This window comes from Bradyrhizobium sp. LTSP885 (assembly GCF_000938305.1).
In the GTDB taxonomy this organism is placed as follows: domain Bacteria; phylum Pseudomonadota; class Alphaproteobacteria; order Rhizobiales; family Xanthobacteraceae; genus Bradyrhizobium.
The window spans coordinates 32,809-55,359 of sequence record NZ_JYMT01000008.1 but is presented as its reverse complement, the minus strand read 5'-3'; the positions used below and the strand labels follow the sequence as shown (position 1 = coordinate 55,359).

The window sequence follows — 22,551 nt, the reverse complement described above, 5'->3', positions numbered from 1 at the left end:
GTCACCGACGATGCGCGCCGAGGTCATTGTGCATTGCGATGACGGGCGTTGCGAACAGATGGTTCACGACTCCGCTTGACCCCGCTGCGTCGGCGAGGCCTGCAATCGCTTGCGCGACCTCGGCCTTTGCGGATGCGTCCAATTGCACGATCGGCAGGCGCGTCGTCGGCTGCATGAATCCAAGCAGCGCGAGTGCGAACTTCAGGGCGGTGGGATGCTCCCGCTCCAGCAGCGTTGTGATCGGCATGAGCCGCCGGTGCAGCTCGCACGCTTGATGCAGCCGCCCCTCACGGACATTCCGGTGAATGGCCGCGCAAAGGTCAGGCGCGACATTCGACATTGACGAGATGCAGCCATCGCCATCAGCGGCGAGATAGGCGAGCGACGTCGTGTCGTCGCCGGTCAACAGCCGGAAGCTTGCCGGCAGGTGCGATCGCAGCCGCGTCAGCCGGGCGATGTCGCCGCTGCCGTCCCGCAACCCGGCGAATTGCGGCGATCGCGCGAGCTCTATGAGCGTGTCGTCGGGCAAGCCGCGCACCGTTCGCGCCGGGATATCGTGCAGGATGACGGGCAGCGTCGTCGCTGCGGCGATGGCGCGGAAATGCGCTGCCATGCCTGACGGCATCGGCTTGTTGTAGTAGGGCACCACAGACATGACGGCGTCCGCGCCGGCGGCTTCCGCGGCTTGCGTGAAAATGATCGCCCGCTCGGTCGCGTTCGATCCGGCGCCGGCGATGATGCGCACCCGGTGGCGGGCGACGTCGACGGCGATGCGGACCAGCTGCTCGCGCTCCGCCGGCTCCAATGTCGAATTTTCGCCCGATGTCTCGCCGACCACCAGCGCGGTGGCGCCGGCGGCGATCTGGCGCTCGCAAAGCCGGCCGAACGCGGCCTCGTCGATCCCGCCCTGGTCGTTGAAGGGCGTCGGAAGGTCGGGGATGTAACCCGAGAGCCATTCGGCCGGCTGTGGAGGGCAGAGCATCTGGGGCTCAGGCGACGCGGCTGATGGGGATGCCGGCGGTCGCCCGGCTGTGCATGTCGAGCTCGATCTCGCGCGACAGCTCAACGAGCATTTCGGGGTGCTGGCCGTTTTCGAACAGCGCGTATTTGACGGCTTGGGCGCGATTGACGAACAGGCCGCCATAAAGGCCGTTCTGCTCCTGGGCGACCCATTGGCCGCGCCGGTTGCGGCCGATGAAGACGATGGAAGATGCCGAGCTGCACGAGGGAGGTTCGACGAGTTTCACGTTAGTCAGTCCTTTTCAAAGTCAACGTCACGCATTCAATGTCGGTCTTGCCGGATATGAAATCGAGCGCGAGCGGCAACCGATGTCATAGGAGGCGCATAGGATTTTCGGGATGGGTTTCAGAGCGTTTTCGAGCGAAGTGGATGCCGGTTCGCGTAAAGAAAACGCGTCAAAACAAGAATCTAGAGCCCCGTTCCGATTCTATCGGAACGGAAACGGCTCTAGAGGTGCTCGACGATGCCGGTGCCCAGCGCGCACAGCGCGACATAGGCGGTCATCTCGTCCCAATGATTGAGCTGGGCTCTGAACGGCGGCTCGCGCTTGGCGGCGCCGACCACGGCGCACAGCAGCGCAGACATCCACAGCAGCGCGACCAGGCTCCTGCCGAAACCGATGCTGGCGAACGCGGCAAAGCCGATCATGATCGCGATCCGGAATCCAAACCGGATCAGGACCTGTGCCGAGCGCAATTCCCGCGGCAACTCTTTTGCACTCACGATGGCGCCGCCGTTAGCCGAAATTGTCAACGAGGAGTAGTTCGTATTGCGAGCTGGCATCGCGGCGAACCCCAGGCACGCTGGTTCGGCTCGCCGGCGCGCTGATCTGCTGCGCCTCGACGAAGGCGCTGAGGATTGCGAGCGCGAGATCCGCGTGATGGCTCTCGATCGACTGGTCGAGCCAGTCGGGCAGTTCGCGCTGGCGCGACAGCGCGCAGTGCCATTCGCCTTCATCATAGACGAGGCGGCGGATCTGCCATTGCGGCAGCTCGAGATCGATCAGCGCTAGCGCGGTTTCGGTCCAGGCGCCTGAGTGGATCAGGCGCTCGATATGGGCGGTCTTGCCGCCCTGTCCGAGCGAGGGAAAACGCCGGCAGGTCCGGCTGACGATGTCGGCCATCAACTCGGCCGTAACGCCGTCAGCGGCGCGCAGCCGGTCGCCGAGCTCGGAGGGGTTTTCAGAAAGCAGTGACATGACGTCATCTCGTGCCAAGCGCGGCCCAAGACATTGGCCGCGCGTTCAAAATGGCTGGACCGCCATTTGAAAACGAGATGAGGCGAGGGGCGGAGATATAGGGATTCCATAAAGGTGGGAACCGGCGTGTGTGCAAATGCCTCCGCCCGTCGTCCCGGCGAAGGCCGGGACCCATAACCACCGAATTGACTGGCTGAAGAATGCCGACTCCGCTTGTGCCCTTTCCGCGGGCCGCGGCGTATGGGTCCCGGCCTTCGCCGGGACGACAGCGGAATGCGCCGGGGCCTATATAGGATTCCTATAACGTCCTTATTCGCCACATCTCGAAAACCTATGCCGCGGGTGGCACTTCACCACCATCGGGCGCGGGATCGCTTATGCGAGGTCCCGCTGCCCACGGAGCATAGGAGGCTCTCATGATGGACATTCTCATGGCAGCGTTGGCGATCGGCCTGTTCGCGGCCGGCATCGGCTACGCCTACGCCTGCGAACGGCTATAGGAGGCGGCGATGATTTTCGACTATTCGCTCGCCGGCCTCGTTTCGCTCGGTCTGCTGTTCTACCTCACTTACGCATTGCTGCGGCCCGAGCGTTTTTAGGCCCTCGCGATGTCAGCGCTTTGCACAATTCTCGTGGCGGACGTGGCGCTGAGCGGCTTGCTGCTCGGCCTGCTCGCGTCGCTGCTGCGCCTCGCACCCGTTCGAAAGGTTTGACGCAATGACCGTCATCGGCTGGATTCAAATACTTCTTTACTGCGCGATCGTGGTCGCGCTGGTCAAACCGCTCGGCTGGTACATGACCCGCGTCTTCAACGGCGAGCACACCTTCCTCTCTCCCGTGCTGCGCCCCGTCGAGCGCGGCATCTACTGGGTCGGCGGCGTCGACGAGCGGCGCGAGCAGCACTGGCTGACCTATGCGGTCGCGATGCTGCTGTTCCATGTCGGCGGCTTCTTCATCATCTACGGCCTGATGCGGCTGCAGGCGGTGCTGCCGTTCAATCCCGCCGGACAGTCCGCGGTCGCCGAGGATCTCTCCTTCAACACCGCGATCTCCTTCCTCACCAACACCAACTGGCAGAACTATGGCGGCGAGAGCACGCTGTCGTATCTGGTCCAGATGCTCGGCCTGACCCACCAGAACTTCCTGTCGGCCGCAACCGGCATTGCACTCGCGATGGCTCTGATCCGCGGCTTCTCGCGCTCCTCGGTGCGCACGATCGGTAATTTCTGGGTCGATGTCACGCGCTGCACGCTTTACGTGCTGCTGCCGATCTGCATCGTCTATACTGTCTTCCTGGTCTGGCAGGGCATCCCGCAGACGCTCGGCGCCTATGTCGATGCGACCACGCTGGAAGGCGGCAAGCAGACCATCGCACTCGGGCCGGTCGCCTCGCAGGTCGCGATCAAGATGCTCGGCACCAATGGCGGCGGCTTCTTCAACGCCAACGCCGCGCATCCCTTCGAGAATCCGACCGCGCTGTCAAATTTCGTGCAGATGATCTCGATCTTCGCGCTCGGCGCGGCACTGACCAACGTGTTTGGTCGCATGGTCGGCAATGAGCGGCAGGGCTGGGCGATCCTCGCCGTGATGGGCGTGCTGTTCCTGGCCGGCGTCACCGTGACCTATTGGGCGGAAGCCAACGGCACCAATGCGCTGCAGGCGCTCGGCCTGACCGGCGGCAACATGGAGGGCAAGGAGGTGCGCTTCGGCATCGTCGCGTCCTCGCTGTTCGCGGTCATCACCACTGCGGCCTCCTGCGGCGCGGTCAACGCCATGCATGACTCATTCACCGCGCTCGGCGGCATGATCCCGCTGATCAACATGCAGCTCGGTGAGATCATCGTCGGCGGCGTCGGCGCCGGACTCTACGGCATGCTGCTGTTCGTCGTGCTGTCGATCTTCGTCGCCGGCCTGATGGTCGGCCGCACGCCGGAATATGTCGGCAAGAAGATCGAGGCGCGCGAGGTCAAGATGGCGATGCTCGCGATCCTGGTGCTGCCGCTGATGTATCTCGGCTGGACGGCGGTGGCCGTGGTGCTGCCCTCGGCGGTGGCCTCGATGGCCAATGCCGGTCCGCATGGCTTTACCGAGGTGCTCTACGCCTATACCTCGGCGACCGGCAACAACGGTTCGGCCTTCGCGGGGCTCACCGGTAACACCTTCTTCTACAATCTGACGCTTGCCGTCTCGATGTTCGTTGGCCGCTTCTTCATGATCGTTCCGGCGATGGCGATGGCCGGCTCGCTCGCGGGGAAGAAGTCGATCCCGCCGTCGGCCGGCACGCTGCCGACCACGGGCGGCCTGTTCGTCGGCCTCGTCGTCGGCGTCATCCTGATCATCGGCGGCCTGACCTTCTTCCCGGCGCTGGCGCTCGGGCCGATCGTCGAACACCTCGCCATGACCGCCAACACCCTGTTCTGACCTGATACGACCGGAGTACCCTCCATGGAAACCATGAAACTGCAGAAGCAGGTGACGGCGTCGACCATGCTCGACCCGAAGATCCTGGTGCCGGCGATCTGGTCGGCTTTCGTCAAGCTCGATCCGCGGCTGATGGCGAAGAACCCCGTCATGTTCGTGGTCGAGGTCGTGGCCGCGCTGACCACTGTGATCTTCGTCCGCGACCTCGTCACCGGCGGCGCCAGCCTCGGCTTCACCTTCCAGATCATCATCTGGCTCTGGTTCACGGTGCTGTTCGCCAATTTCGCGGAAGCCGTCGCCGAAGGCCGCGGCAAGGCGCAGGCGGAATCGCTGAAGAAGACCCGCACCGAGAGCCAGGCCAAGCTGCTCACCGGCACGGACCGGACCTTTCGCATGGTGCCCGGCACCTCGCTGAAGGTCGGCGACGTCGTGCTGGTCGAAGCCGGCGACAACATCCCCTCCGACGGTGAGGTGATCGAAGGCGTTGCCTCGGTGAACGAGGCTGCCATCACCGGAGAATCCGCGCCCGTGATCCGCGAATCCGGCGGCGACCGTTCGGCGGTCACCGGCGGCACGCAGGTGCTGTCCGACTGGATCCGCGTCCGCATCACCGCAGCCCAAGGCTCGACCTTCATCGATCGCATGATCCGCCTGGTGGAAGGCGCCGAGCGGCAGAAGACGCCAAACGAGATCGCGCTCAACATCCTGCTCGCCGGCCTCACCATTATCTTCGTGTTCGCCACTGTGACGATCCCGAGCTACGCGGCCTATGCCGGCGGCTCGATCTCGGTCGTGATACTGGTCGCCCTGTTCGTCACGCTGATCCCGACCACGATCGGCGCGCTGCTCTCGGCGATCGGCATCGCCGGCATGGATCGCCTGGTGCGCTTCAATGTGCTGGCGATGTCCGGCCGCGCGGTGGAGGCCGCCGGCGACGTCGATACGTTGCTGCTCGACAAGACCGGCACCATCACGCTCGGCAACCGCCAGGCGACCGCGTTCCGCACCGTCCGTGGCGTATCCGAGCAGGATCTTGCCGATGCGGCGCAACTGGCCTCGCTCGCCGACGAGACGCCTGAGGGTCGCTCGATCGTGGTGCTGGCCAAGGAGAAATACGGTATTCGCGGCCGCGACATGAAGGAGCTCGCCGCGACCTTCGTTCCGTTCACGGCGCAGACCCGCATGAGCGGCATCGATGCCGGCTCGTCGTCGGTCCGCAAGGGCGCGGTGGATGCGATCCTGAACTATGTCGATGGTGGCGGACAACGCGCCGTGGCCTCGGGCAATACCATCCGCTCGATCCAGACGATGATGAGCGCCGAGGCGCGCGAAATCCAGTCGATCGCCGACGAGATCGCCAAGGCCGGCGGCACGCCGCTTGCCGTGGCAAAGGACGGCAAGCTGCTCGGCGTCGTGCACCTGAAGGACATCGTCAAGGGCGGCATCCGCGAGCGTTTTGCCGAGCTGCGCCGGATGGGCATCCGCACCGTCATGATCACTGGCGACAACCCGATGACCGCGGCTGCGATCGCGGCTGAAGCCGGCGTCGACGACTTCCTGGCGCAGGCCACTCCTGAGGACAAGCTCAAGCTGATTCGCGACGAGCAGGCCAAGGGCAAGCTGGTGGCGATGTGCGGCGACGGCACTAATGACGCCCCGGCACTGGCGCAAGCCGACGTCGGCGTCGCCATGAACACCGGCACCCAGGCCGCGCGCGAGGCCGGCAACATGGTCGACCTCGATTCCAATCCGACCAAGCTGATCGAGGTGGTCGAGATCGGCAAGCAGCTGCTGATGACCCGCGGCGCGCTGACCACTTTCTCGATCGCCAACGACGTCGCCAAATACTTCGCGATCATCCCGGCGATGTTTCTTACGTTCTACCCGCAGCTTTCGGTGCTGAACGTGATGCACCTGGCGAGCCCGCAGAGCGCGATCCTGTCGGCGATCATCTTCAACGCGCTGATCATCATCGCGCTGATTCCCCTGGCGCTAAAGGGCGTCAAGTACCGTGCGATCGGGGCCGGCGCGCTGCTTCGCCGCAACCTGATGGTCTACGGCCTTGGCGGTATCATCATTCCCTTCATCGGCATCAAGGTGATCGACCTCGTGGTCACCGCTTTGGGCCTGGCTTGAACCACACAACCGTCATTGCGAGGAGCGAAGCGACGCAGCAATCCATCTCCCCGTTTTCCGAACCATGGATTGCTTCGCTTCGCTCGCAATGACCGAGCAAACTTAGGAGACCTACGATGCTCAGAGAAATCCGCCCCGCCATCATCGTCCTGGTCGTGCTGACCGCGATCACGGGCCTGGTCTATCCGCTCGCCATGACGGCGATCGCCGGCGCCATCTTCCCGAAACAGGCGCAAGGCAGCCTGATCGAGCGGAACGGCACGGTGGTCGGCTCCGCCCTGATCGGACAGGAGTTCAAGGACGACAAATACTTCCATGGCCGGCCGTCGGCGACGGTGGCGCCCGATCCGAACGATGCGAGCAAGACCGTGCCGGCGCCGTACAATGCGGCGAATTCCGGCGGCTCCAATCTCGGTCCGACCAGCAAGGCGCTGCACGACCGCGTCAAGGAAGATGTCGAGAAGCTCCGAGCTGAAAATCCGTCCGCCGCGGTGCCGATCGATCTGGTCACCACCTCGGCCAGCGGGCTCGACCCCGATATCTCGCCGGACGCGGCGCTGTTCCAGGTGCCGCGGGTCGCCAAGGCGCGGAGCCTGTCGGAGGACGCAGTTCGTCAGCTGGTGACGCAGAACACGCAAGGGCGCTTCGCCGGCATCCTGGGCGAGCCGCGCGTTAACGTTCTTGCGCTCAATCTGGCGCTGGACGGGGCCAGCTCGAAATAGGGGAGTAGGCTGCAACCGACCGGATGACTATATTGCCGTATGGCCAATCAGCGCCGCGACCTTGAAAAACGACCCTCGCCCGACGCGCTGCTTGAGGCCGCGCGCCGGGAGACCGATCGCTCGGGGCGCCTGAAGATCTTCGTCGGTGCCGCTCCCGGCGTCGGCAAGACCTATGAGATGCTGCAAAGCGCTCACGGCCGCCTCAAGGCAGGCACGGACGTGGTGGTCGGCGTCGTCGAGACCCACGGCCGCGTCGAGACCGAGGCGCTGCTGAAGGGCCTCGAAGTGGTCCCCCGCAAGCGGCTGACCTACCGCGACCAGGACATCGAGGAGATGGACCTCGACGCCCTGATCGCGCGGCGCCCGCAGATCGCGCTGGTCGACGAGCTCGCCCATACCAATGCGCCGGGCAGCCGGCATCCCAAGCGCTATCTCGATGTCGAGGAACTGCTCTCGCACGGCATCGACGTCTACACGGCCGTCAACATCCAGCACATCGAGAGCCTCAACGATGTGGTCGCCCAGATCACCCATGTCCGGGTGCGCGAGACCGTGCCGGATTCGGTGTTCGATCGCGCCGCCGCCATCGAGCTGATCGACCTCACGCCCGACGACCTGATTCAGCGGTTGAAGGAGGGCAAGGTCTATGTGCCGAAGCAGGCCGAGCGGGCGCTGGAGCACTATTTCTCTCCCGGCAATCTGACCGCGCTGCGTGAGCTGGCGCTGCGGCGGACCGCCGAGCGGGTCGACGAGCAGTTGCTCACCCACATGCAGGCCAACGCGATCGCCGGGCCGTGGGCGGCCGGTGAACGAATCCTCGTCAGCATCAGCGAGGACCCGCGCGCGGCCGGCCTGGTCCGCTATACCAAGCGGCTGGCCGACCGGCTGCACGCGCCGTGGACTGCGATCAGCATCGAGACCCGCCGCAGCCTGCAACTGACCGACGAGCAGCGCGACCGGCTCTCCGATACGCTGCGGCTTGCCGAGGCGCTGGGCGGCGAGGCGCTGACGATTCCCGGCGTCGGGCGACGCATTGCCGACGACGTCATCAATTTCGCGCAAGGCAACAACGTCACCCAGATCATCATCGGCAAGTCGACGCGCTCGCGCTGGTTCGAGATGACGCGCGGTTCCGTGGTGCACGATCTGGTGCGCCGCGCCGGCAATATCAGCGTCAACGTGATCGCCGGCGACGAGCAGCCGGTCGCCAAGGCGGCGGTGCAGACAGCGCAGCGGCAGGAGCCGTTCAATCCGCGGCCCTATCTGATGGCGCTGCTGCTGGTCGCGATCGGGCTCGTTGCGGCGCAGCTGATCCAGCCGTTCTTCGGGATCGAGAACGTCGACCTGGTATTCATCACCGCCGTCGTCGGCGTCGCCGTGCGCTATGGCTTGTGGCCATCGCTGCTGGCGAGCGTGGCGGCCTCGCTGTGCTACAATTTCTTCTTCTTGCCGCCGGTCTATACCTTCACCATCACCGATCCGACCAACGTCGCCGCGTTCTTCTTCTTCATGGTGGTGGCGTTGTTGGTCTCCAATGTCGCCGCGCGCGTGCGCACGCAGGCCGATTCCGCGATTGGCCGCGTCCGCACCACCGAGTCGCTCTATGCCTTCAGCCGCAAGCTCGCGGGCACCGCCACGCTCGACGACGTGCTGTGGGCGACCGCCTACCAGATCGCGCTGATGCTGAAGGTGCGGGTGGTGCTGCTGCTGCCGGAAGACGGGCTGTTGGCGGTCAAGGCCGGCTATCCGCCGGAGGACCAGCTCGACAAGGCGGACCTCGCCGCGGCCAATTGGGCGTGGAGCAACGATCGCCCCGCCGGGCGCGGTTCGGATACGTTGCCCGGCGCCAAGCGGCTGTTCCTGCCGATGCGCACCGGGCGCGGCCTGACCGGCGTGATTGGCATCGACGACGACCGGACCGGACCGTTGCTGACGCCCGACCAACGGCGGCTGCTCGACGCGCTGGTCGACCAGGGCGCGCTTGCGATCGAGCGCGTGCTGCTGGTCGAGGACATGGATCGCGTCAAGCGCACGGTTGAATCCGACCGGCTGCGCGGCGCGCTGCTGACCTCGATCTCGCATGACCTCAAGACGCCGCTCGCCTCCGTGCTCGGTTCGGCGTCGGCGCTGCGCGACCTCGGCACGAGCCTGACGGACGCGCAGAAGCATGATTTGCTGGCGACCGTGATCGACGAGTCGGAGCGGCTCAACAGGTTCATCGCCAATCTGCTCGACATGACCAAGCTCGAGTCGGGTGCGATCGTGCCCAACACCGCGCGGCACGATATCGGCGAGATCGTCGGCAGCGCGCTGCGCCGCGCGGCAAAGATTCTGGTGCACCACAAGGTATCGCTCGAGCTCGCGGCCGACCTGCCGATGCTGGAGCTCGACGCGGTGCTGTTCGAGCAGGTGCTGTTTAACCTCTTGGACAACGCCGCCAAATACGCGCCGTCCGACACCACGATCTCGATCCGCGGTGGGCGCGACGGCGAGACGATCGCGCTGCAGATCCTGGACGAGGGCAACGGGATTCCGGCCCACGATCTCGAAAGCGTGTTCGATAAGTTCTATCGCGCCGAGAAGGGCGACCATATCCGTCCCGGCACCGGCCTTGGGCTGGCGATTTCCCGCGGCTTCGTCGAGGCGATGCGCGGCACGATCGCGGCCGCCAACCGCTCCGACCGGAGCGGCGCCATCATCATCATCCGCCTGCCGATCCCGGCCGACACCCACGCGCTGGACACTGCTGCATGAACGCAACACCCATCAAGGTTCTGGTCATCGACGACGAGCCGCCGATCCGCAAATTGCTGCGGATGGGCTTGAGCACGCAGGGCTATGACATCCTCGAAGCTTCCAACGGCAAGATTGCGCTGGAGATGCTGGCCGAGGAGCCCGCGCTGATCATTCTCGATCTCGGCTTGCCCGATATCCAGGGCCACGATTTGCTGCGCATGATCCGCGGCCGCAACGAAAATGTACCGATCGTGGTGCTGTCGAGCCGCGGCGACGAGGCCGGCAAGGTGCAGGCGCTCGATCTCGGCGCCGATGATTACCTGACCAAGCCGTTCGGCATGGACGAACTGCTGGCGCGGCTGCGCGCCGCGCTACGGCACCAGTTGCAGGTGCAGGGCGAACGGCCTGTCTTTCGCTCCGGCGATCTCTCGGTCGATCTGGTGCGCCGCATCGTCAAGGTCGGCGAGAAGGAGATCAAACTGTCGCCGAAGGAGTACGACCTGCTGCGTGTGCTGGTGCAACATGCCGGCAAGGTACTGACGCATCGTTTCCTGCTGAAGGAATTGTGGGACGAATTGACCGATGCGCAATATCTGCGCGTCTATGTGCGCCAGCTCCGCCAGAAGATCGAGGCCGACCCCGAGCGTCCGCAATTCGTGCTGACCGAAACCGGCATCGGCTATCGGCTGCGCGCTGCGGATTAGCATTTCGGAACTTTCGCGGTCGGAGAGGATTGGTTTTCCCACCGGGAGGAAAACCATGGCCAGAAAATATTCACGGAAGGCGTCAAGCGACGTCGCGCGCGTGATGAAGAAGCGCAAGGCCGGTACGTTGCGCAGCGGCCGCTCCAAGACAAAGGTCAAGAGCCGCAAGCAGGCGATCGCGATCGGCCTGTCCGAGGCGCGGGCCAAAGGCGAGAAGGTGCCGAAGAAGGCCGCCAAGAAGACGTCCAAGAAAGCATCGAAGAAGCGGAAGACGAGCAAGATGCGCACGGCTGCGAAGAAGCGGTAAGGCGCTGAAGTCCATCCAGTCGTCATTGCGAGGAGCAAAGCGACGAAGCAATCCATCTCTCCACCGGCGGAGAGATGGATTGCTTCGCTTCGCTCGCAATGACGGTGGAGAGTATTCACCCCGCCTTGCGTGACCGCGCGGAAGACCGGTGCGCCTTCTTCGCCGGCCGACGATGCGAGGCTGGACGTCGTGCAGCGGGACGTGACCGCGATGCGTTCTTTCGTCCCTTCAGGCTCTGCTTCAGCGCGTCCATCAGATTGACCACGTTGCTCGGCTTCTCTTCGCGCTCGGTTGCCTTAATCGGCTTGCCGCTGGCCTTGCGGCGGACCAGTGCCTTCAGGGCGTTTTCGTACTCGTCCTTGAATTTCGACGGATCGAAATGCGCGGCCTTGCTATCGAGGATGTGGCTGGCGAGCTCGATCATGTCCCTGGTCACCTTCGGGCTCTTGATGTCGTCGAAATAGTCGTCTGCGTCGCGCAGCTCGTAGGGGTAGCGAAGCGTGGTGCCGAGCAGGCCCTTGCCGAGTGGCTCGATGGCGATCACGTGCTCGCGGTTGGTCAGAACGATCCGCGCCAGCGCGACGCGGTCCTGGTCCTTCATGGCGTCGCGGATCACGGCAAAGGCATCCGCGCCGGCCTTACCGTCGGGCCTGATGTAATAGGGATGGTCGAGATAGCGCTTGTCGATCTCGCCTTTGGGTACGAAGCTGTCGATGTCGATGGTGTGGTTGCTTTCGATCTCGACGGCCTCGAGCTCGTCCTTGTCGATCTCGACATATTTTCCCTTACTGACCTCGTAGCCGCGGCCCTTCTGTTCGCCTTCGACGACGTCGCCGGTGTCGGCATCGACCATCTGCTGCTTCAGCCGGTTGCCGGTCTCCTTGTTGATCATGTGGAAGCGGGTCTTCTCAAGCGAGGTGGAGGCCGGATAGAGCGCCACCGGGCATGACACCAGCGAGAGCTTGAGCGTGCCTTTCCAGTAGGCGCGGGGAGCGGCCATGATTGTCTCCAAACAGCTTGAGTTTGGAACTTGAACGGATACCGTGGGTTTTGGTTCCTGACGGCCGCAGATGGGCGGCGGAAGTCGTTTGCGCCGAGGCTTGCAATTGCCGCTGAAAAACCTGTCCACCTATCGCAAGAAGCGCGATTTCGAGAAGACCGTTGAGCCGTCGGGCGACGTCAAGGTCGCACCGGCGAAGCAGCGGCGCTTTGTGATCCAGAAGCATGACGCGACGCGGCTGCACTACGATCTCAGACTCGAGTTCGACGGCGTCTTCAAGTCCTGGGCGGTGACACGTGGCCCCTCGTTCGATCCGCATGACAAGCGGCTGGCGGTGGAGGTCGAGGATCACCCGCTCGACTATGGCGATTTCGAAGGCACCATCCCCGAGAAACAGTACGGCGGCGGCACGGTGCAACTCTGGGACCGCGGCACCTGGGAATCCGATGATCCCGAGCGCGGCTTCAAGAAGGGCGACCTGAAGTTCACGCTTGATGGCGAGAAGCTGCATGGCAGCTGGGTGCTGGTGCGGATGAAGGGCGACCGCTTCGGCGGCAAGCGCACCAATTGGCTGCTGATCAAGCACCGTGACGACTATGCCGTGGACGGCAACGGGGAGGAGATTCTCGAGGAGGACCGCTCGGTCGCCTCGGGGCGGTCGATGGCGGAGATCGCTGAAGGCAAGGGACGGGCGCCAAAGCCGTTCATGCTGGCCAAGGGCAACGGAAAGGCCAAGGCGGACGCTGTCTGGCACTCCAATCGCGGCGATGCCGCCGACGCGCGCGCCAAGGCCAAGGCGCCGCCGGCCAAGGCGGCGGCGGAACCGAAACATGTGTCGGCGATGCCTGATTTCGTCGCGCCGCAGCTCTGCGCGTCGGTCGAAAGTCCACCCGGTGGCGCGAGCTGGTGCCACGAGATCAAGTTCGACGGTTACCGCGTGCAGCTCCGTGTCGAGGACGGCGAGGCTGACCTGAAGACCCGCAAGGGGCTCGACTGGACCGGCAAATTCGCCACGATCGCCAGGGAGGGGAGCAAGCTGCCGGACGCTCTGATCGATGGCGAGATCGTTGCGCTCAACGAGGGAGGCGTTCCGGATTTCTCGACGCTGCAGGCGGCAATCTCCGACGGCAAGACGAACAGGCTGATCTTCTTCGCCTTCGATCTGTTGTTTGCCGGCAAGGAGGATTTTCGCCCCCTACCGCTGGGCGAGCGCAAAACGCGGCTGAAGCAACTGCTCGAGAAGCGCAAAGGCAAGGATCTGCTGATCCGCTACGTCGAGCACTTCGAGGAGAGCGGCGAGACCGTGCTGGAATCGGCACGCAAGCTCGGACTGGAAGGCATCGTCTCCAAGAAGCTCGATGCGCCCTATCGCTCCGGACGATCCGACGACTGGACCAAGGCAAAGATCCGCGCCGGGCATGAGGTGGTGCTTGGCGGCTGGAAGACCACCAACGGCAAATTCCGTTCGCTGATGGCGGGAGTCTACCGCGGTGGTCATCTGGCCTTTGTCGGCATCGTCGGCACCGGTTTCGGCCAGGATACGGTGCGGCGCATCATGCCGTCGTTGAAGGCGCAGGCTTCGGATAAGAGCCCGTTTGGCGGCAAGGATGCGCCGAAGACGACCCGCGACATGCATTGGCTGAAGCCGGAGCTGGTCGCCGAGATCGAGTTCGCGGGATGGACCGACGGCGGCAATATCCGCCAGGCCGCATTCAAGGGCCTGCGCCAGGACAAGCCGGCGCGCGAGGTCGAGGCGGAGAAGCCTGCTGTGACAAAGGTGGTAAAGCCGATGGCCAAAAGCACGGCAAAGGGCGCCGCGAAGGCATCCAGCGAGGTGATGGGTGTCGTCATCTCCCATCCTGACAAGGCCTTGTGGCCCGACGGAGGCGACGGCAAGTCCGTGACCAAGCTCGACCTCGCGACATATTTCGAGACGGTCGGCGAATGGATGATCGGTTATCTCAAGGGCCGGCCGTGCTCGATCGTGCGCGCGCCCGACGGCATCAAGGGCGAAACCTTCTTCCAGCGCCACGCCATGGCGGGCACGTCAAAGCTCATGAAACTTGCAAAAGTCTCCGGGGACCGCCAACCCTATCTGCAGATCGATCAGATTGAGGGATTGGCAGCGGTTGCGCAGCTTGGCGGACTTGAGCTGCACCCCTGGAATTGTGCGCCCGATGCCTATGACACGCCGGGCCGGCTGGTGTTCGACCTCGATCCCGCGCCCGATGTCGAATTCGCCGAGGTGATCGACGCTGCCAAGGACATGCGCCAGCGCCTGACGGCGGTCGGTCTCGAAAGCTTCTGCAAGACCACCGGCGGCAAGGGCCTTCACGTCGTGACGCCGCTGCTCCACGGCCCGAAAGACAAGGTGACGTGGAAGGAGGCCAAGGCCTTCGCGCAAGGCATTTGTCAGTGGATGGCCCAGGATGAGCCCGAGCGCTATCTGCTCAACATGTCCAAGGCCAAGCGCACCGGAAAGATCTTCCTCGACTATCTGCGCAACGACCGGCTTGCGACCGCGGTCGCGGTGCTGTCGCCGCGGGCGCGCGAAGGTGCTACCGTGTCGATGCCGCTGACCTGGACGCAGGTGCGCCGCGATCTCGATCCGAAGACGTATACAGTGCGGGCCGTGCCGGCGTTGCTAGCAAAGACCAAGGCGTGGGATAGCTATGACAACGCGGCGGCGTCGATCAAGACCGCGATGAAGAAGTTGGCGGCGCAGAAGTAGCTTGCCTTCGCCCCTGGCTGTCATACCCCGCGAAAGCGGGGTATCCAGTACGCTGCGGCCCATCGGTTCAATCATCAGCGCCTCTGGAATACTGGATCACCCGCTTTCGCGGGTGATGACAGTCTTCGATGCGGAAGGGGCGCAACGCGCCCGAGCGCTACAGTCGTCCCAGCAGCAGCAGAACCAGCAGAATCACGACCACGAGGCCGAGGCCGCCGCCGCCGTAATAGCCGGTGCCGTAGAACGGTCCGCCGCCGATGCCGCTGAAGCCGCCCAGCAGCGCGATGACCAGAATGATAAGAATGATCGTTCCAATTGACATCTCAAGCTCTCCTCAGCCCACGGGCCCTGTGCGTGTGCCCTTTGCGTGGAGGAAACCCACCGGAACTGTGAAGGTTCCATCCCTAAGGGTGCGATAAAGCCGGCGCATCTTCCATTTGTGCGGAACGGAATTACATCAACGAAATCGGTCGAGGAGGGTTTGTGATGTCTACGCCGCTTATCGTTTCGATCCCGCATCATCTCGGCCGCGACGAGGCCAAGCGCCGCCTGAAGACGGGATTGTCGCGCGCGGCGACAAGCGTGCGGGCTTTGAGCATCGACGAGGAGCGCTGGGACGACAACCGCTTGACCTTCCGCGTGCGTGCGCTTGGGCAGGTCGCCGCTGGGCATCTCGACGTCGAGGACGCGTATGTGCGCTTGGAGGTGACGTTGCCATGGTTGCTGCAACGCTTCGCCGAGGTCGCGCAGATCGCTATTCAGAAGAGCGGGCAGTTGCTGCTGACCAAGCGCGGCTGATCGTTGTGCCTTGCAGCAACGAAATACTGCACCTGGCGGGCGGCCGTCAGCCTCTCGGTAACGAATTTGCCGGAGCATCATTATAAGCGCGGAGGGAGGGAACCGGCCTTCGTAACCGGCACGACATCCGCCAGGCCGTCCGGCCGTCGATCCCGGACGGCCTCCGCGCTTCTATAGATGGCTCGGTTTTCGCTTTGACGTCCCTTTGGCGGGGACCCTCGCTCTCAGCACCGCGACCGGCAGCTGCTCGAACAGCGCTGAAAGTTGAAGCCTGTTATCACCGCCCTTCGTCGCATATCCCGTCACATCGATCGCGCCGTCGAAGGCGTCGGGATGCGGCCACGTCCGCCCGCCCTGCGTGAACGGGGCAAACCATCTGGCGACCGCGACAATGATTGCGTCGCGGCCGTGGCGCCGAGCGAATGCGATGACGTGACCGCGATGCGGGCCGTCAACCTCGAGCGGCTCATAGTCGCCGCTGGTGAAGACATCGGGCACCTCGTTCCGCAGCCGCAGCAGATGCCGCGTCCATGCGAGCTTCAACCGGCCATCGGGCCAGGCCTGCGCGAGCGCACCCCAATCCGGCGCTTCCGCCACCGCGAGCAGCTCCGCGCGTCCGGGAAAATCGACCGGCCTCCGATTGTCGGGGTCGACAAGCGAAAAATCCCACAGCTCGGTGCCCTGATAGAAATCCGGCACGCCCGGCATCGTCGCCTTCAGCGTGACCTGGCTGAGCGAGTTCAATGCGCCGATCCGGGCCGTGCGTTGCGCCAGTGCCTCCAGCGAAGCGAGGAATTCGGCTGATATCTTGCGATCCAGGATCCGCTCGATGAAGGCTTTGACGCCGTCTTCATAAGGTTGATACGGATTGAGCCAGCTCGTCTCCTGCTTGCCTTCGCGCGCCGCCTTCAGGGCGTAGGCCTGCATCCGCTCGACAAAGGATGCATCGTCCGGCTCCCAGGCGCCGATCAATGCCTGATACAGCATGTATTCGAAAGTCGCCGATGGCGCGCGCATCTCGCCGTCGAGCACGAGGTGCGGTGCATTCAGCACCTTCCAGCGCGCGACCGCGCTGGTCCATTCGCCGGGGATTTCGGCCAGCGCCATGATCCGCGCGCGGGCGTCCTCGCCCCGCTTGGTGTCGTGGGTCGCGGTCGCGGTCATGCCGTGCGGCCACTCGCTGTTACGGGTCCGCATCATGGCGTGGAAGCGGTCGGCGGAAAGCGCGCCCGCGGCGGGATCGCCGCCGACCTCGTTCAGCGCCAGCAGGCGGTGGTAGCGATAGAAGGCCGTGTCCTCCAGCGACTTCGCCATCATCGGCCCGGTGAATTGCTGGACCTTCAGCGCGAAACGGCGGACCCGCGGCGCACCGTGCGGCGGACGGCCGGGCTTGAGCAGGTCCATGGTCAGGGCATCGCGCAAGAAATCGAAGATGCCTTCGTCGGCCGCGAACCAGTCGGCGCGAGCGCGTGCGATCGTGTCGTTGATCAGCGCGCGGTCATGCGCCTTTGCGCCCGATGTCGTCAGATAGGTGCGATAGACCGGGAAGTGCAGCACGTAGAGTTCGAGCGCCTGGCGCAGGCTGTCGGCCGAAAAGTCGCGCGTCGAATAGTGACCGCCGGCGATCCGCGCCAGCAAGCGCGTGAGCACGGTGAATTCGCTGGTTAGCAGCGTCTCGAGCACCCGCCGTTTGGCCTCGCGCAGCACCGGCACCAGATTGGGCGACTGGTTGCTGATTTGGCGCCAGATATCGTTGAGAGGGTCGAGGCCGCTACCGTCGACCAGCACCTGGCTGATCACGTTCATCCATTCATAGCCGGTGGTGCCGTCGACGCCGGTGAGCGCGGGCAGCTTCTCGTCCTCGCCGAGGATCTTCTCGACCACTATGTAGAACGGCTTTGCCTTCGCGCCTTGCGCGGAGCGGATCAGGCGGCGCAGGCGCTGGAAGTACTGCGCCGGATCGCGCAGGCCGTCGATGTGGTCGAGGCGCAAGCCCTGCAGCCGGTCTTCCGCGATCAGGCGCTTCACCAGGCTGTGGCTCGCCTCGAAGGTGCCGGCATCCTCGACCCGCAGGCCGGCGAGCGTGTTGACGTCGAAGAAACGGCGGTAGTTGATGTCGCTGGACGCAAGCCGCCAGTGGCCGAGCTTGTAGTGCTGGCGCTCCAGCAAATGATGCAGTGCGAGTGTGTGTGCCGGACGATCCTCGGCGGCGCGATAGGCGGTGAGCCCGCGCGCGATGACGCCGGCGCCGCCGTCGATCGCGCGCAACTCTGCCTTGAGGGTGGGAGCCTCGGTGCGGTTGGGGTGACGCAGTCCCCGGTATCGCGCGGCGAGGTCGAGCATTGCGCGTCCGGCCGCGCTGTCCTCGGCGCCGGCTTCGCGGACGATGGCCCGCAGCACCTCGCCATAGCGCTCGGGTGCGATCGGCAGGCGATGTTCAAAATACCAGGCGGAGAAGCTGCCTTCGGCTTCGTCGTAGCGCAGCTCGATCTGGCCGCGCTCCAGTGCCTGGCCATAGGACGAGCCGAGGATCGGCAGCAGCACGCCGCCGCGAGCACGATAGGGCAGCAGGTCCCAGTCGATGTCGAAGGAGACCGCGTGCGGCGAGGTTTGACCCCATTCCAGCACATCGAGCCACCACGGATTGTCAGCAAAATGCACGCCGACATGGTTCGGCACGAAGTCGAGGATCAGGCCGAGGTCATTTTGTTTCAGCGCATCGCTCAGCCGCGCGAATCCGGCCTCGCCGCCGAGCTCCGGATTGAATTTTGTGTGGTCGACGACGTCATAACCATGCGTCGAGCCCTTGCGCGCCTTGGTGAAGGGCGAGGCATAGACGTGACTGATGCCGAGTGCCTTCAGATACGGCAGCACGTGGGCTGCGGCATCGAAGTCGAAATCGGCAGTGAGTTGCAGGCGGTATGTCGCGATCGGGATCGCGCGAGGCATTGTTCTATCCGATGTACCAGCGCACCGACCAGGCGGGGATGTGATCCGACAACGCACGGCCCCAGATCAGGGTTCCCTTGATCTCCGGCGTAGCGGGGAGATCGCGGTCGGAGAGATTGACCGCAAGCTGCAGCGTTTTGCCGTCAGCCATCTGCCAATGCGCGGTCAAGAGGTCGTTCGCGACATGAGCCTCGCCGAAACGCGCGCCCGCAAGCCGCGGCGTGATCTCGCGGTGCCTGACCGTGAGCAGGTCACGCACCAGCGCCAGTCGCGTGCGGCCCGGGTCGTGCTTGAGCGCCGTCCAGTCGAGCACGGCGGATCGCATGGTCTTTTCGTCGAGCGGGTCGGGAATGTCGTCGCCGTATTTTTCGAATGCCCAGGCGAATTCCTTGCGCCGTCCCTGGCGAACCGCATCGGCGAGATCGCCCTTGAAATCGCAGAAGAATGGAAACGGCGACGTCGCGCCCCATTCCTCGCCCATGAACAACATCGGTGTCGCCGGCGCGATCAGCGTCACGGCCAGCGCGGCCTCCAGCGCGGCCGGCTTTGCGACGGTCACGAGGCGATCGCCAAGCGGACGGTTGCCGATCTGGTCGTGATTCTGCAGGAAGTCGATGAAGCAGGTCGGCGGCAGCGCTCCGCTTGGCTCGCCGCGGCGCTTGCCGCCGCGAAACTTCGAGGGGTGGCCTTGATAGACGTAGCCGGACGACAGCGCGCGGGCGAGCTGGCCCGCCGGCGCATGTTGATAGTCGGCGTAGTAGCCTTGCGATTCACCCGTCAGGAGCACGCGCCAGACATGATGGTAGTCGTCGTTCCACTGTGCCCGATATTTGCCGTGCGGAGGCTTCTCTGTGGCGTCCAGCAGGCTGGCGCGGTTTTCGCCGTTTTCGAGCACGAGGTTGATGTGCCGGCCGGTTTCGGCCGCGAGCCGCCCGGCTGCGACGCTGAGGTCACGCAGGACTGAAACGCCGTCCTCGTCGATGATGGTGTCGACGGCATCGAGGCGCAGTCCATCGAAGCGATAGTTGCGCAGCCAGGACACCGCGTTTTCGATCGCGAAGGCGTGCACCTCGGGGACACGATAGTCGATCGCGCTGCCCCACGGCGTCTTGGCGTCGGTGAAGAAGGTCGGCGCATAGCGGCCGAGATAGTTTCCCTCGGGGCCGAAGTGGTTATAGACCACGTCGAGCATCACCATCAGACCGCGCAGATGCGCCTCGTCGATCAGGGTCTTGAGGTCATCGGGACGGCCATAGGCGCTGTCGGGTGCATACCACAGCACGCCGTCGTAGCCCCAGTTGCGCTTGCCCGCGAAATCCGCAAGCGGCATCAGCTCGAGCGCGGTGATGCCGGTCGCGACCAGATGATCGAGCTTGTCGATCATGGCGCGATAGGTGCCCTCAGGGGTGAAGGTGCCGACATGGGCCTCGAGGACGACGGCCTCGTGCCAGGGGCGCCCGCCCCACGCCGTGGCGCGCCATTTGAAGGCGGAATGGTCGATCACCTCGCTCGGGCCAAACACGTCGTCCGGCTGGAACGCGGACGCCGGATCGGGCACGTCGATCTCGTCATCGACCCGGAATTTGTAGCGAGCGCCTGCGCCCATGCCCGGGATCTCGGCGATGTACCAGCCGGCTGCGTCGCGTGTCAGCGGGTGCGGCTTGTCGAGCAGGACGTCGACGCGCTTCGCGGCCGGCGCCCACAGCCGAAAGCGCGTGCCGTCGTGAGTGAGCTCGGGGCCGAAGTGATGGACATTCATGCAGAGCCTGCAAACACCAGCACCGAACGCGGCGGCGCCTTGCTGTCGACGCCTGAGGCAAAGGCGGCGCCGTCCTGCTCGCTTGCGGTGGTGTTCAGCACCTGCTGCCAGTTTTTATAATCCGGCATCTTCGGCATCTTGAATGCGATCTCCTCGGGCGCAGCGTTCAGCACGATAAAGATCGGCGCCTGTTCCTGTTCCAACGGCCCGAGCACGTAGGCGAGGAACCGGCCCTCCGGGAATTTCCAGTCGGACTCCTTCATCTCGTCGGCCGAGGGTGTCAGCCACAGCACGCCATAGGTACCGTCGGCACGGCGGCCGTCGAGCCAGCGCTGACAGCGGATCTGGCCGAAGCGGCGCCGCAGCGCGGTCAGGTGGCCGATGAAATCGATGATGTCGTCGTCCGTGCCGAGGTTCTCCCAGCCGACCCAGCCGGTCTCGTTGTCCTGGCAATAAGCGTTGTTATTGCCGTTCTGGGTGTTGGCGACTTCGTCGCCGGCGAGGATCAGCGGGGTGCCCTGGGCAAGCAGGAGGCAGGCGAGCTGGTTCTTCCGGAGCTGGCGGCGCAGCGCATTGATGGCGGGATCGTCGGTTGGGCCCTCATGGCCGCTATTGTTGGAGTGATTGTCGTTCGAGCCGTCGCGATTGTCCTCGCCATTGGCCTCGTTGTGCTTCTCGTTGTAGCTGAACAGGTCGGCCAGGGTAAATCCGTCATGCACCGTGATGTGGTTGATGCCTGCGCGGGTTGTACGATTGTCATGGTGAAACAGGTCGGAGGACGCGGTCATGCGGCCCGAGATTTCGCCGATCAGACTGCCTTCGCCGCTCCAGTAGCGTCGCATCGCGCTGCGGTAACGATCATTCCATTCCGACCATTGCGATGGAAACGCGCCGACCTGATAGCCGCCGAGGCCGAGGTCCCAGGGCTCGGCCACCATCTTCACGGTCGCCAGCACCGGGTCCTGGCGAATCGCGGTCAGGAAGGGATGGTTGCGATCGAATCCGTTCGGGCCGCGCGCCAGCGTCGTGGCGAGATCGAAGCGGAAGCCGTCGACATGGCAGACCTCGACCCAGTAGCGCAGCGAGTCCATCACCATCTGCAGCACGCGCGGATGGGTGAGGTTGACCGAGCTGCCGCAGCCGGTGAAGTCGTCATAGAAGCGCGGGTTCTCGCGGTTCAGCCAGTAGTAGGACGCATTGTCGATGCCGCGGAAGCACAGCGTCGGGCCCATATGGTTGCCTTCGGCGGTGTGGTTGTAGACGACGTCGAGCAGCACTTCGATGCCGGCGTCGTGCAGCCGGGCCACCGTGGTACGGAAGGAATCCAGCGCATTGTCCTGCGCATAGCGCGCCTCCGGCGCGAAAAACGCGATGGTGTTGTAGCCCCAGTAGTTCACCAGCTTCTTCTCGACCAGCGTGCGGTCGTCGATCAGCCCGTGGATCGGCAACAGCTCCACGGTGGTGACGCCGAGCCGCTTGAGGTGGTCGATCATTGCGGGTGACGACAGGCCGCCATAGGTGCCCCGCAAACCCGGTGGCACGTCCTCGCGCTTCTGCGTCAGGCCCTTGATGTGGGCCTCATAGATGATGGTGTCTTGCCATGGGATTTGCGGCCGGATCTCGCGGCGCCCCCAGTTGAAGGTCTCGTCGACCACCACGGCCTTCGGCATGCCGCGGGCGTTGTCGCGCCGGTCGAACGAAAGGTCCTCGCGCGCGCTGCCGGTGCGGTAGGCGAAATGCGCATCGCTCCAGACCAGCCTTCCTGCGAGCCGCTTGGCATAGGGATCGAGCAGCAGCTTGTTGGAATTGAAGCGGTGGCCGCGCTCCGGCGCGTAGGCGCCGTAGACGCGATAGCCGTAGAGCTGGCCCGGCGAAATGTCGTTGAGATAGCCGTGCCAGACGTCCTCGGTTCGTTCAGGCAATTCGACCCGCTCGAGCTCGCGGCGGCCCTGGCCGTCGAACAGGCATAGCTCCACCTTCTCCGCATTTGCGGAGAACAGCGCAAAGTTAGTACCCCTGCCGTCCCAGCTGGCGCCAAGCCGCGAGGACGTCCCCTCGGTCAGTCGCAT

At 64.5% G+C, this 22,551-nt stretch carries 18 protein-coding genes; 9 read left to right on the top strand and 9 right to left on the bottom strand.

The window, feature by feature from the left end:
* Position 1: 1 nt before the first annotated feature.
* From dapA to UP09_RS06230, 4 genes are all read right to left on the bottom strand, one after another.
* Positions 2–982 (bottom strand): 4-hydroxy-tetrahydrodipicolinate synthase, encoded by a 981-nt coding sequence (dapA, locus tag UP09_RS06245; protein ID WP_082070009.1) that lies wholly within the window; start codon positions 980–982, stop codon positions 2–4.
* A 7-nt stretch (positions 983–989) separates the two neighbouring features.
* A complete protein-coding gene (locus UP09_RS06240) occupies positions 990–1,247 on the bottom strand; it encodes a hypothetical protein (RefSeq protein WP_044537207.1) in 258 nt (85 codons plus the stop codon).
* A 221-nt stretch (positions 1,248–1,468) separates the two neighbouring features.
* Positions 1,469–1,744 carry a hypothetical protein gene (locus UP09_RS06235; RefSeq protein WP_156164477.1) on the bottom strand — a complete coding sequence of 92 codons (276 nt, stop codon included), beginning with the start codon at positions 1,742–1,744 and terminating at the stop codon, positions 1,469–1,471.
* Between the two features lie 13 nt (positions 1,745–1,757).
* Complete coding sequence (locus tag UP09_RS06230) at positions 1,758–2,219, bottom strand: hypothetical protein (protein ID WP_044537206.1); 462 nt, start codon at positions 2,217–2,219, stop codon at positions 1,758–1,760.
* Between the two features lie 509 nt (positions 2,220–2,728).
* Between UP09_RS06230 and UP09_RS06220 the strand changes: the two genes are divergently transcribed.
* From UP09_RS06220 to UP09_RS06190, 7 genes are all read left to right on the top strand, one after another.
* Entirely contained in the window at positions 2,729–2,818 is a 90-nt protein-coding gene (locus UP09_RS06220; RefSeq protein WP_016846764.1) for a K(+)-transporting ATPase subunit F, read from the top strand.
* A 118-nt stretch (positions 2,819–2,936) separates the two neighbouring features.
* Positions 2,937–4,640, top strand: a complete 1,704-nt coding sequence (kdpA, locus tag UP09_RS06215) for a potassium-transporting ATPase subunit KdpA (RefSeq protein WP_044537204.1) — start codon at positions 2,937–2,939, stop codon at positions 4,638–4,640.
* A gap of 24 nt (positions 4,641–4,664) precedes the next feature.
* On the top strand, positions 4,665–6,776 hold the full coding sequence (gene kdpB, locus UP09_RS06210) for a potassium-transporting ATPase subunit KdpB (RefSeq protein WP_044537203.1): 2,112 nt from the start codon (positions 4,665–4,667) through the stop codon (positions 6,774–6,776).
* A gap of 116 nt (positions 6,777–6,892) precedes the next feature.
* A complete protein-coding gene (locus tag UP09_RS06205; RefSeq protein ID WP_044537202.1) occupies positions 6,893–7,498 on the top strand; it encodes a K(+)-transporting ATPase subunit C in 606 nt (201 codons plus the stop codon).
* Between the two features lie 39 nt (positions 7,499–7,537).
* Positions 7,538–10,252: a DUF4118 domain-containing protein gene (locus UP09_RS06200; RefSeq protein ID WP_044537201.1), complete on the top strand. Its 2,715-nt coding sequence runs from the start codon at positions 7,538–7,540 to the stop codon at positions 10,250–10,252.
* Positions 10,249–10,938, top strand: coding sequence for a response regulator (locus UP09_RS06195; RefSeq protein WP_044537200.1), 690 nt, complete (start codon positions 10,249–10,251; stop codon positions 10,936–10,938). Before UP09_RS06200 ends, UP09_RS06195 begins: the two co-directional genes overlap by 4 nt.
* Positions 10,939–10,993: 55 nt before the next feature.
* On the top strand, positions 10,994–11,245 hold the full coding sequence (locus UP09_RS06190) for a DUF6496 domain-containing protein (RefSeq protein WP_044537199.1): 252 nt from the start codon (positions 10,994–10,996) through the stop codon (positions 11,243–11,245).
* Positions 11,246–11,360: 115 nt separating this feature from the next.
* On the opposite strand, the gene ku is transcribed toward UP09_RS06190, so the two are convergent.
* Positions 11,361–12,245: a non-homologous end joining protein Ku gene (ku, locus tag UP09_RS06185; RefSeq protein ID WP_044537198.1), complete on the bottom strand. Its 885-nt coding sequence runs from the start codon at positions 12,243–12,245 to the stop codon at positions 11,361–11,363.
* 106 nt (positions 12,246–12,351) lie between these two features.
* Between ku and ligD the strand changes: the two genes are divergently transcribed.
* Positions 12,352–14,976, top strand: a complete 2,625-nt coding sequence (gene ligD, locus UP09_RS06180; RefSeq protein ID WP_245301763.1) for a DNA ligase D — start codon at positions 12,352–12,354, stop codon at positions 14,974–14,976.
* 157 nt (positions 14,977–15,133) lie between these two features.
* Here the strand turns inward: ligD and UP09_RS36795 are convergent, their stop codons facing one another.
* Positions 15,134–15,298, bottom strand: coding sequence for a DUF3309 family protein (locus UP09_RS36795; RefSeq protein ID WP_082070007.1), 165 nt, complete (start codon positions 15,296–15,298; stop codon positions 15,134–15,136).
* A 164-nt stretch (positions 15,299–15,462) separates the two neighbouring features.
* Here UP09_RS36795 and UP09_RS06175 point away from each other — a divergent pair, with 164 nt between their 5' ends.
* Positions 15,463–15,774 (top strand): polyhydroxyalkanoic acid system family protein, encoded by a 312-nt coding sequence (locus tag UP09_RS06175; protein WP_044537196.1) that lies wholly within the window; start codon positions 15,463–15,465, stop codon positions 15,772–15,774.
* Positions 15,775–15,945: 171 nt separating this feature from the next.
* Here UP09_RS06175 and treY read toward each other — a convergent pair whose 3' ends face one another.
* From treY to glgX, 3 genes are read right to left on the bottom strand one after another with little or no spacing between them, the layout of a single operon-like run.
* Positions 15,946–18,723, bottom strand: coding sequence for a malto-oligosyltrehalose synthase (gene treY, locus UP09_RS06170; RefSeq protein WP_044537195.1), 2,778 nt, complete (start codon positions 18,721–18,723; stop codon positions 15,946–15,948).
* Between the two features lie 4 nt (positions 18,724–18,727).
* A complete protein-coding gene (treZ, locus tag UP09_RS06165) occupies positions 18,728–20,482 on the bottom strand; it encodes a malto-oligosyltrehalose trehalohydrolase (protein WP_044537194.1) in 1,755 nt (584 codons plus the stop codon).
* Positions 20,479–22,551, bottom strand: a complete 2,073-nt coding sequence (glgX, locus tag UP09_RS06160; RefSeq protein ID WP_044537193.1) for a glycogen debranching protein GlgX — start codon at positions 22,549–22,551, stop codon at positions 20,479–20,481. The genes treZ and glgX overlap by 4 nt, the downstream gene beginning before the upstream one ends.

What these genes read in the sequence shown, in the direction of transcription:
- dapA (WP_082070009.1), bottom strand. Translation starts at nt 982, where the DNA reads ATGCTCTGCCCTCCACAGCCGGCCGAATGGCTCTCGGGTTACATCCCC.
- UP09_RS06230 (WP_044537206.1), bottom strand. Translation starts at nt 2,219, where the DNA reads ATGTCACTGCTTTCTGAAAACCCCTCCGAGCTCGGCGACCGGCTGCGC.
- UP09_RS06220 (WP_016846764.1), top strand. Translation starts at nt 2,729, where the DNA reads ATGATTTTCGACTATTCGCTCGCCGGCCTCGTTTCGCTCGGTCTGCTG.
- kdpA (WP_044537204.1), top strand. Translation starts at nt 2,937, where the DNA reads ATGACCGTCATCGGCTGGATTCAAATACTTCTTTACTGCGCGATCGTG.
- kdpB (WP_044537203.1), top strand. Translation starts at nt 4,665, where the DNA reads ATGGAAACCATGAAACTGCAGAAGCAGGTGACGGCGTCGACCATGCTC.
- UP09_RS06205 (WP_044537202.1), top strand. Translation starts at nt 6,893, where the DNA reads ATGCTCAGAGAAATCCGCCCCGCCATCATCGTCCTGGTCGTGCTGACC.
- UP09_RS06200 (WP_044537201.1), top strand. Translation starts at nt 7,538, where the DNA reads ATGGCCAATCAGCGCCGCGACCTTGAAAAACGACCCTCGCCCGACGCG.
- UP09_RS06195 (WP_044537200.1), top strand. Translation starts at nt 10,249, where the DNA reads ATGAACGCAACACCCATCAAGGTTCTGGTCATCGACGACGAGCCGCCG.
- UP09_RS06190 (WP_044537199.1), top strand. Translation starts at nt 10,994, where the DNA reads ATGGCCAGAAAATATTCACGGAAGGCGTCAAGCGACGTCGCGCGCGTG.
- ku (WP_044537198.1), bottom strand. Translation starts at nt 12,245, where the DNA reads ATGGCCGCTCCCCGCGCCTACTGGAAAGGCACGCTCAAGCTCTCGCTG.
- UP09_RS36795 (WP_082070007.1), bottom strand. Translation starts at nt 15,298, where the DNA reads ATGTCAATTGGAACGATCATTCTTATCATTCTGGTCATCGCGCTGCTG.
- UP09_RS06175 (WP_044537196.1), top strand. Translation starts at nt 15,463, where the DNA reads ATGTCTACGCCGCTTATCGTTTCGATCCCGCATCATCTCGGCCGCGAC.
- treY (WP_044537195.1), bottom strand. Translation starts at nt 18,723, where the DNA reads ATGCCTCGCGCGATCCCGATCGCGACATACCGCCTGCAACTCACTGCC.
- treZ (WP_044537194.1), bottom strand. Translation starts at nt 20,482, where the DNA reads ATGAATGTCCATCACTTCGGCCCCGAGCTCACTCACGACGGCACGCGC.
- glgX (WP_044537193.1), bottom strand. Translation starts at nt 22,551, where the DNA reads ATGCGACTGACCGAGGGGACGTCCTCGCGGCTTGGCGCCAGCTGGGAC.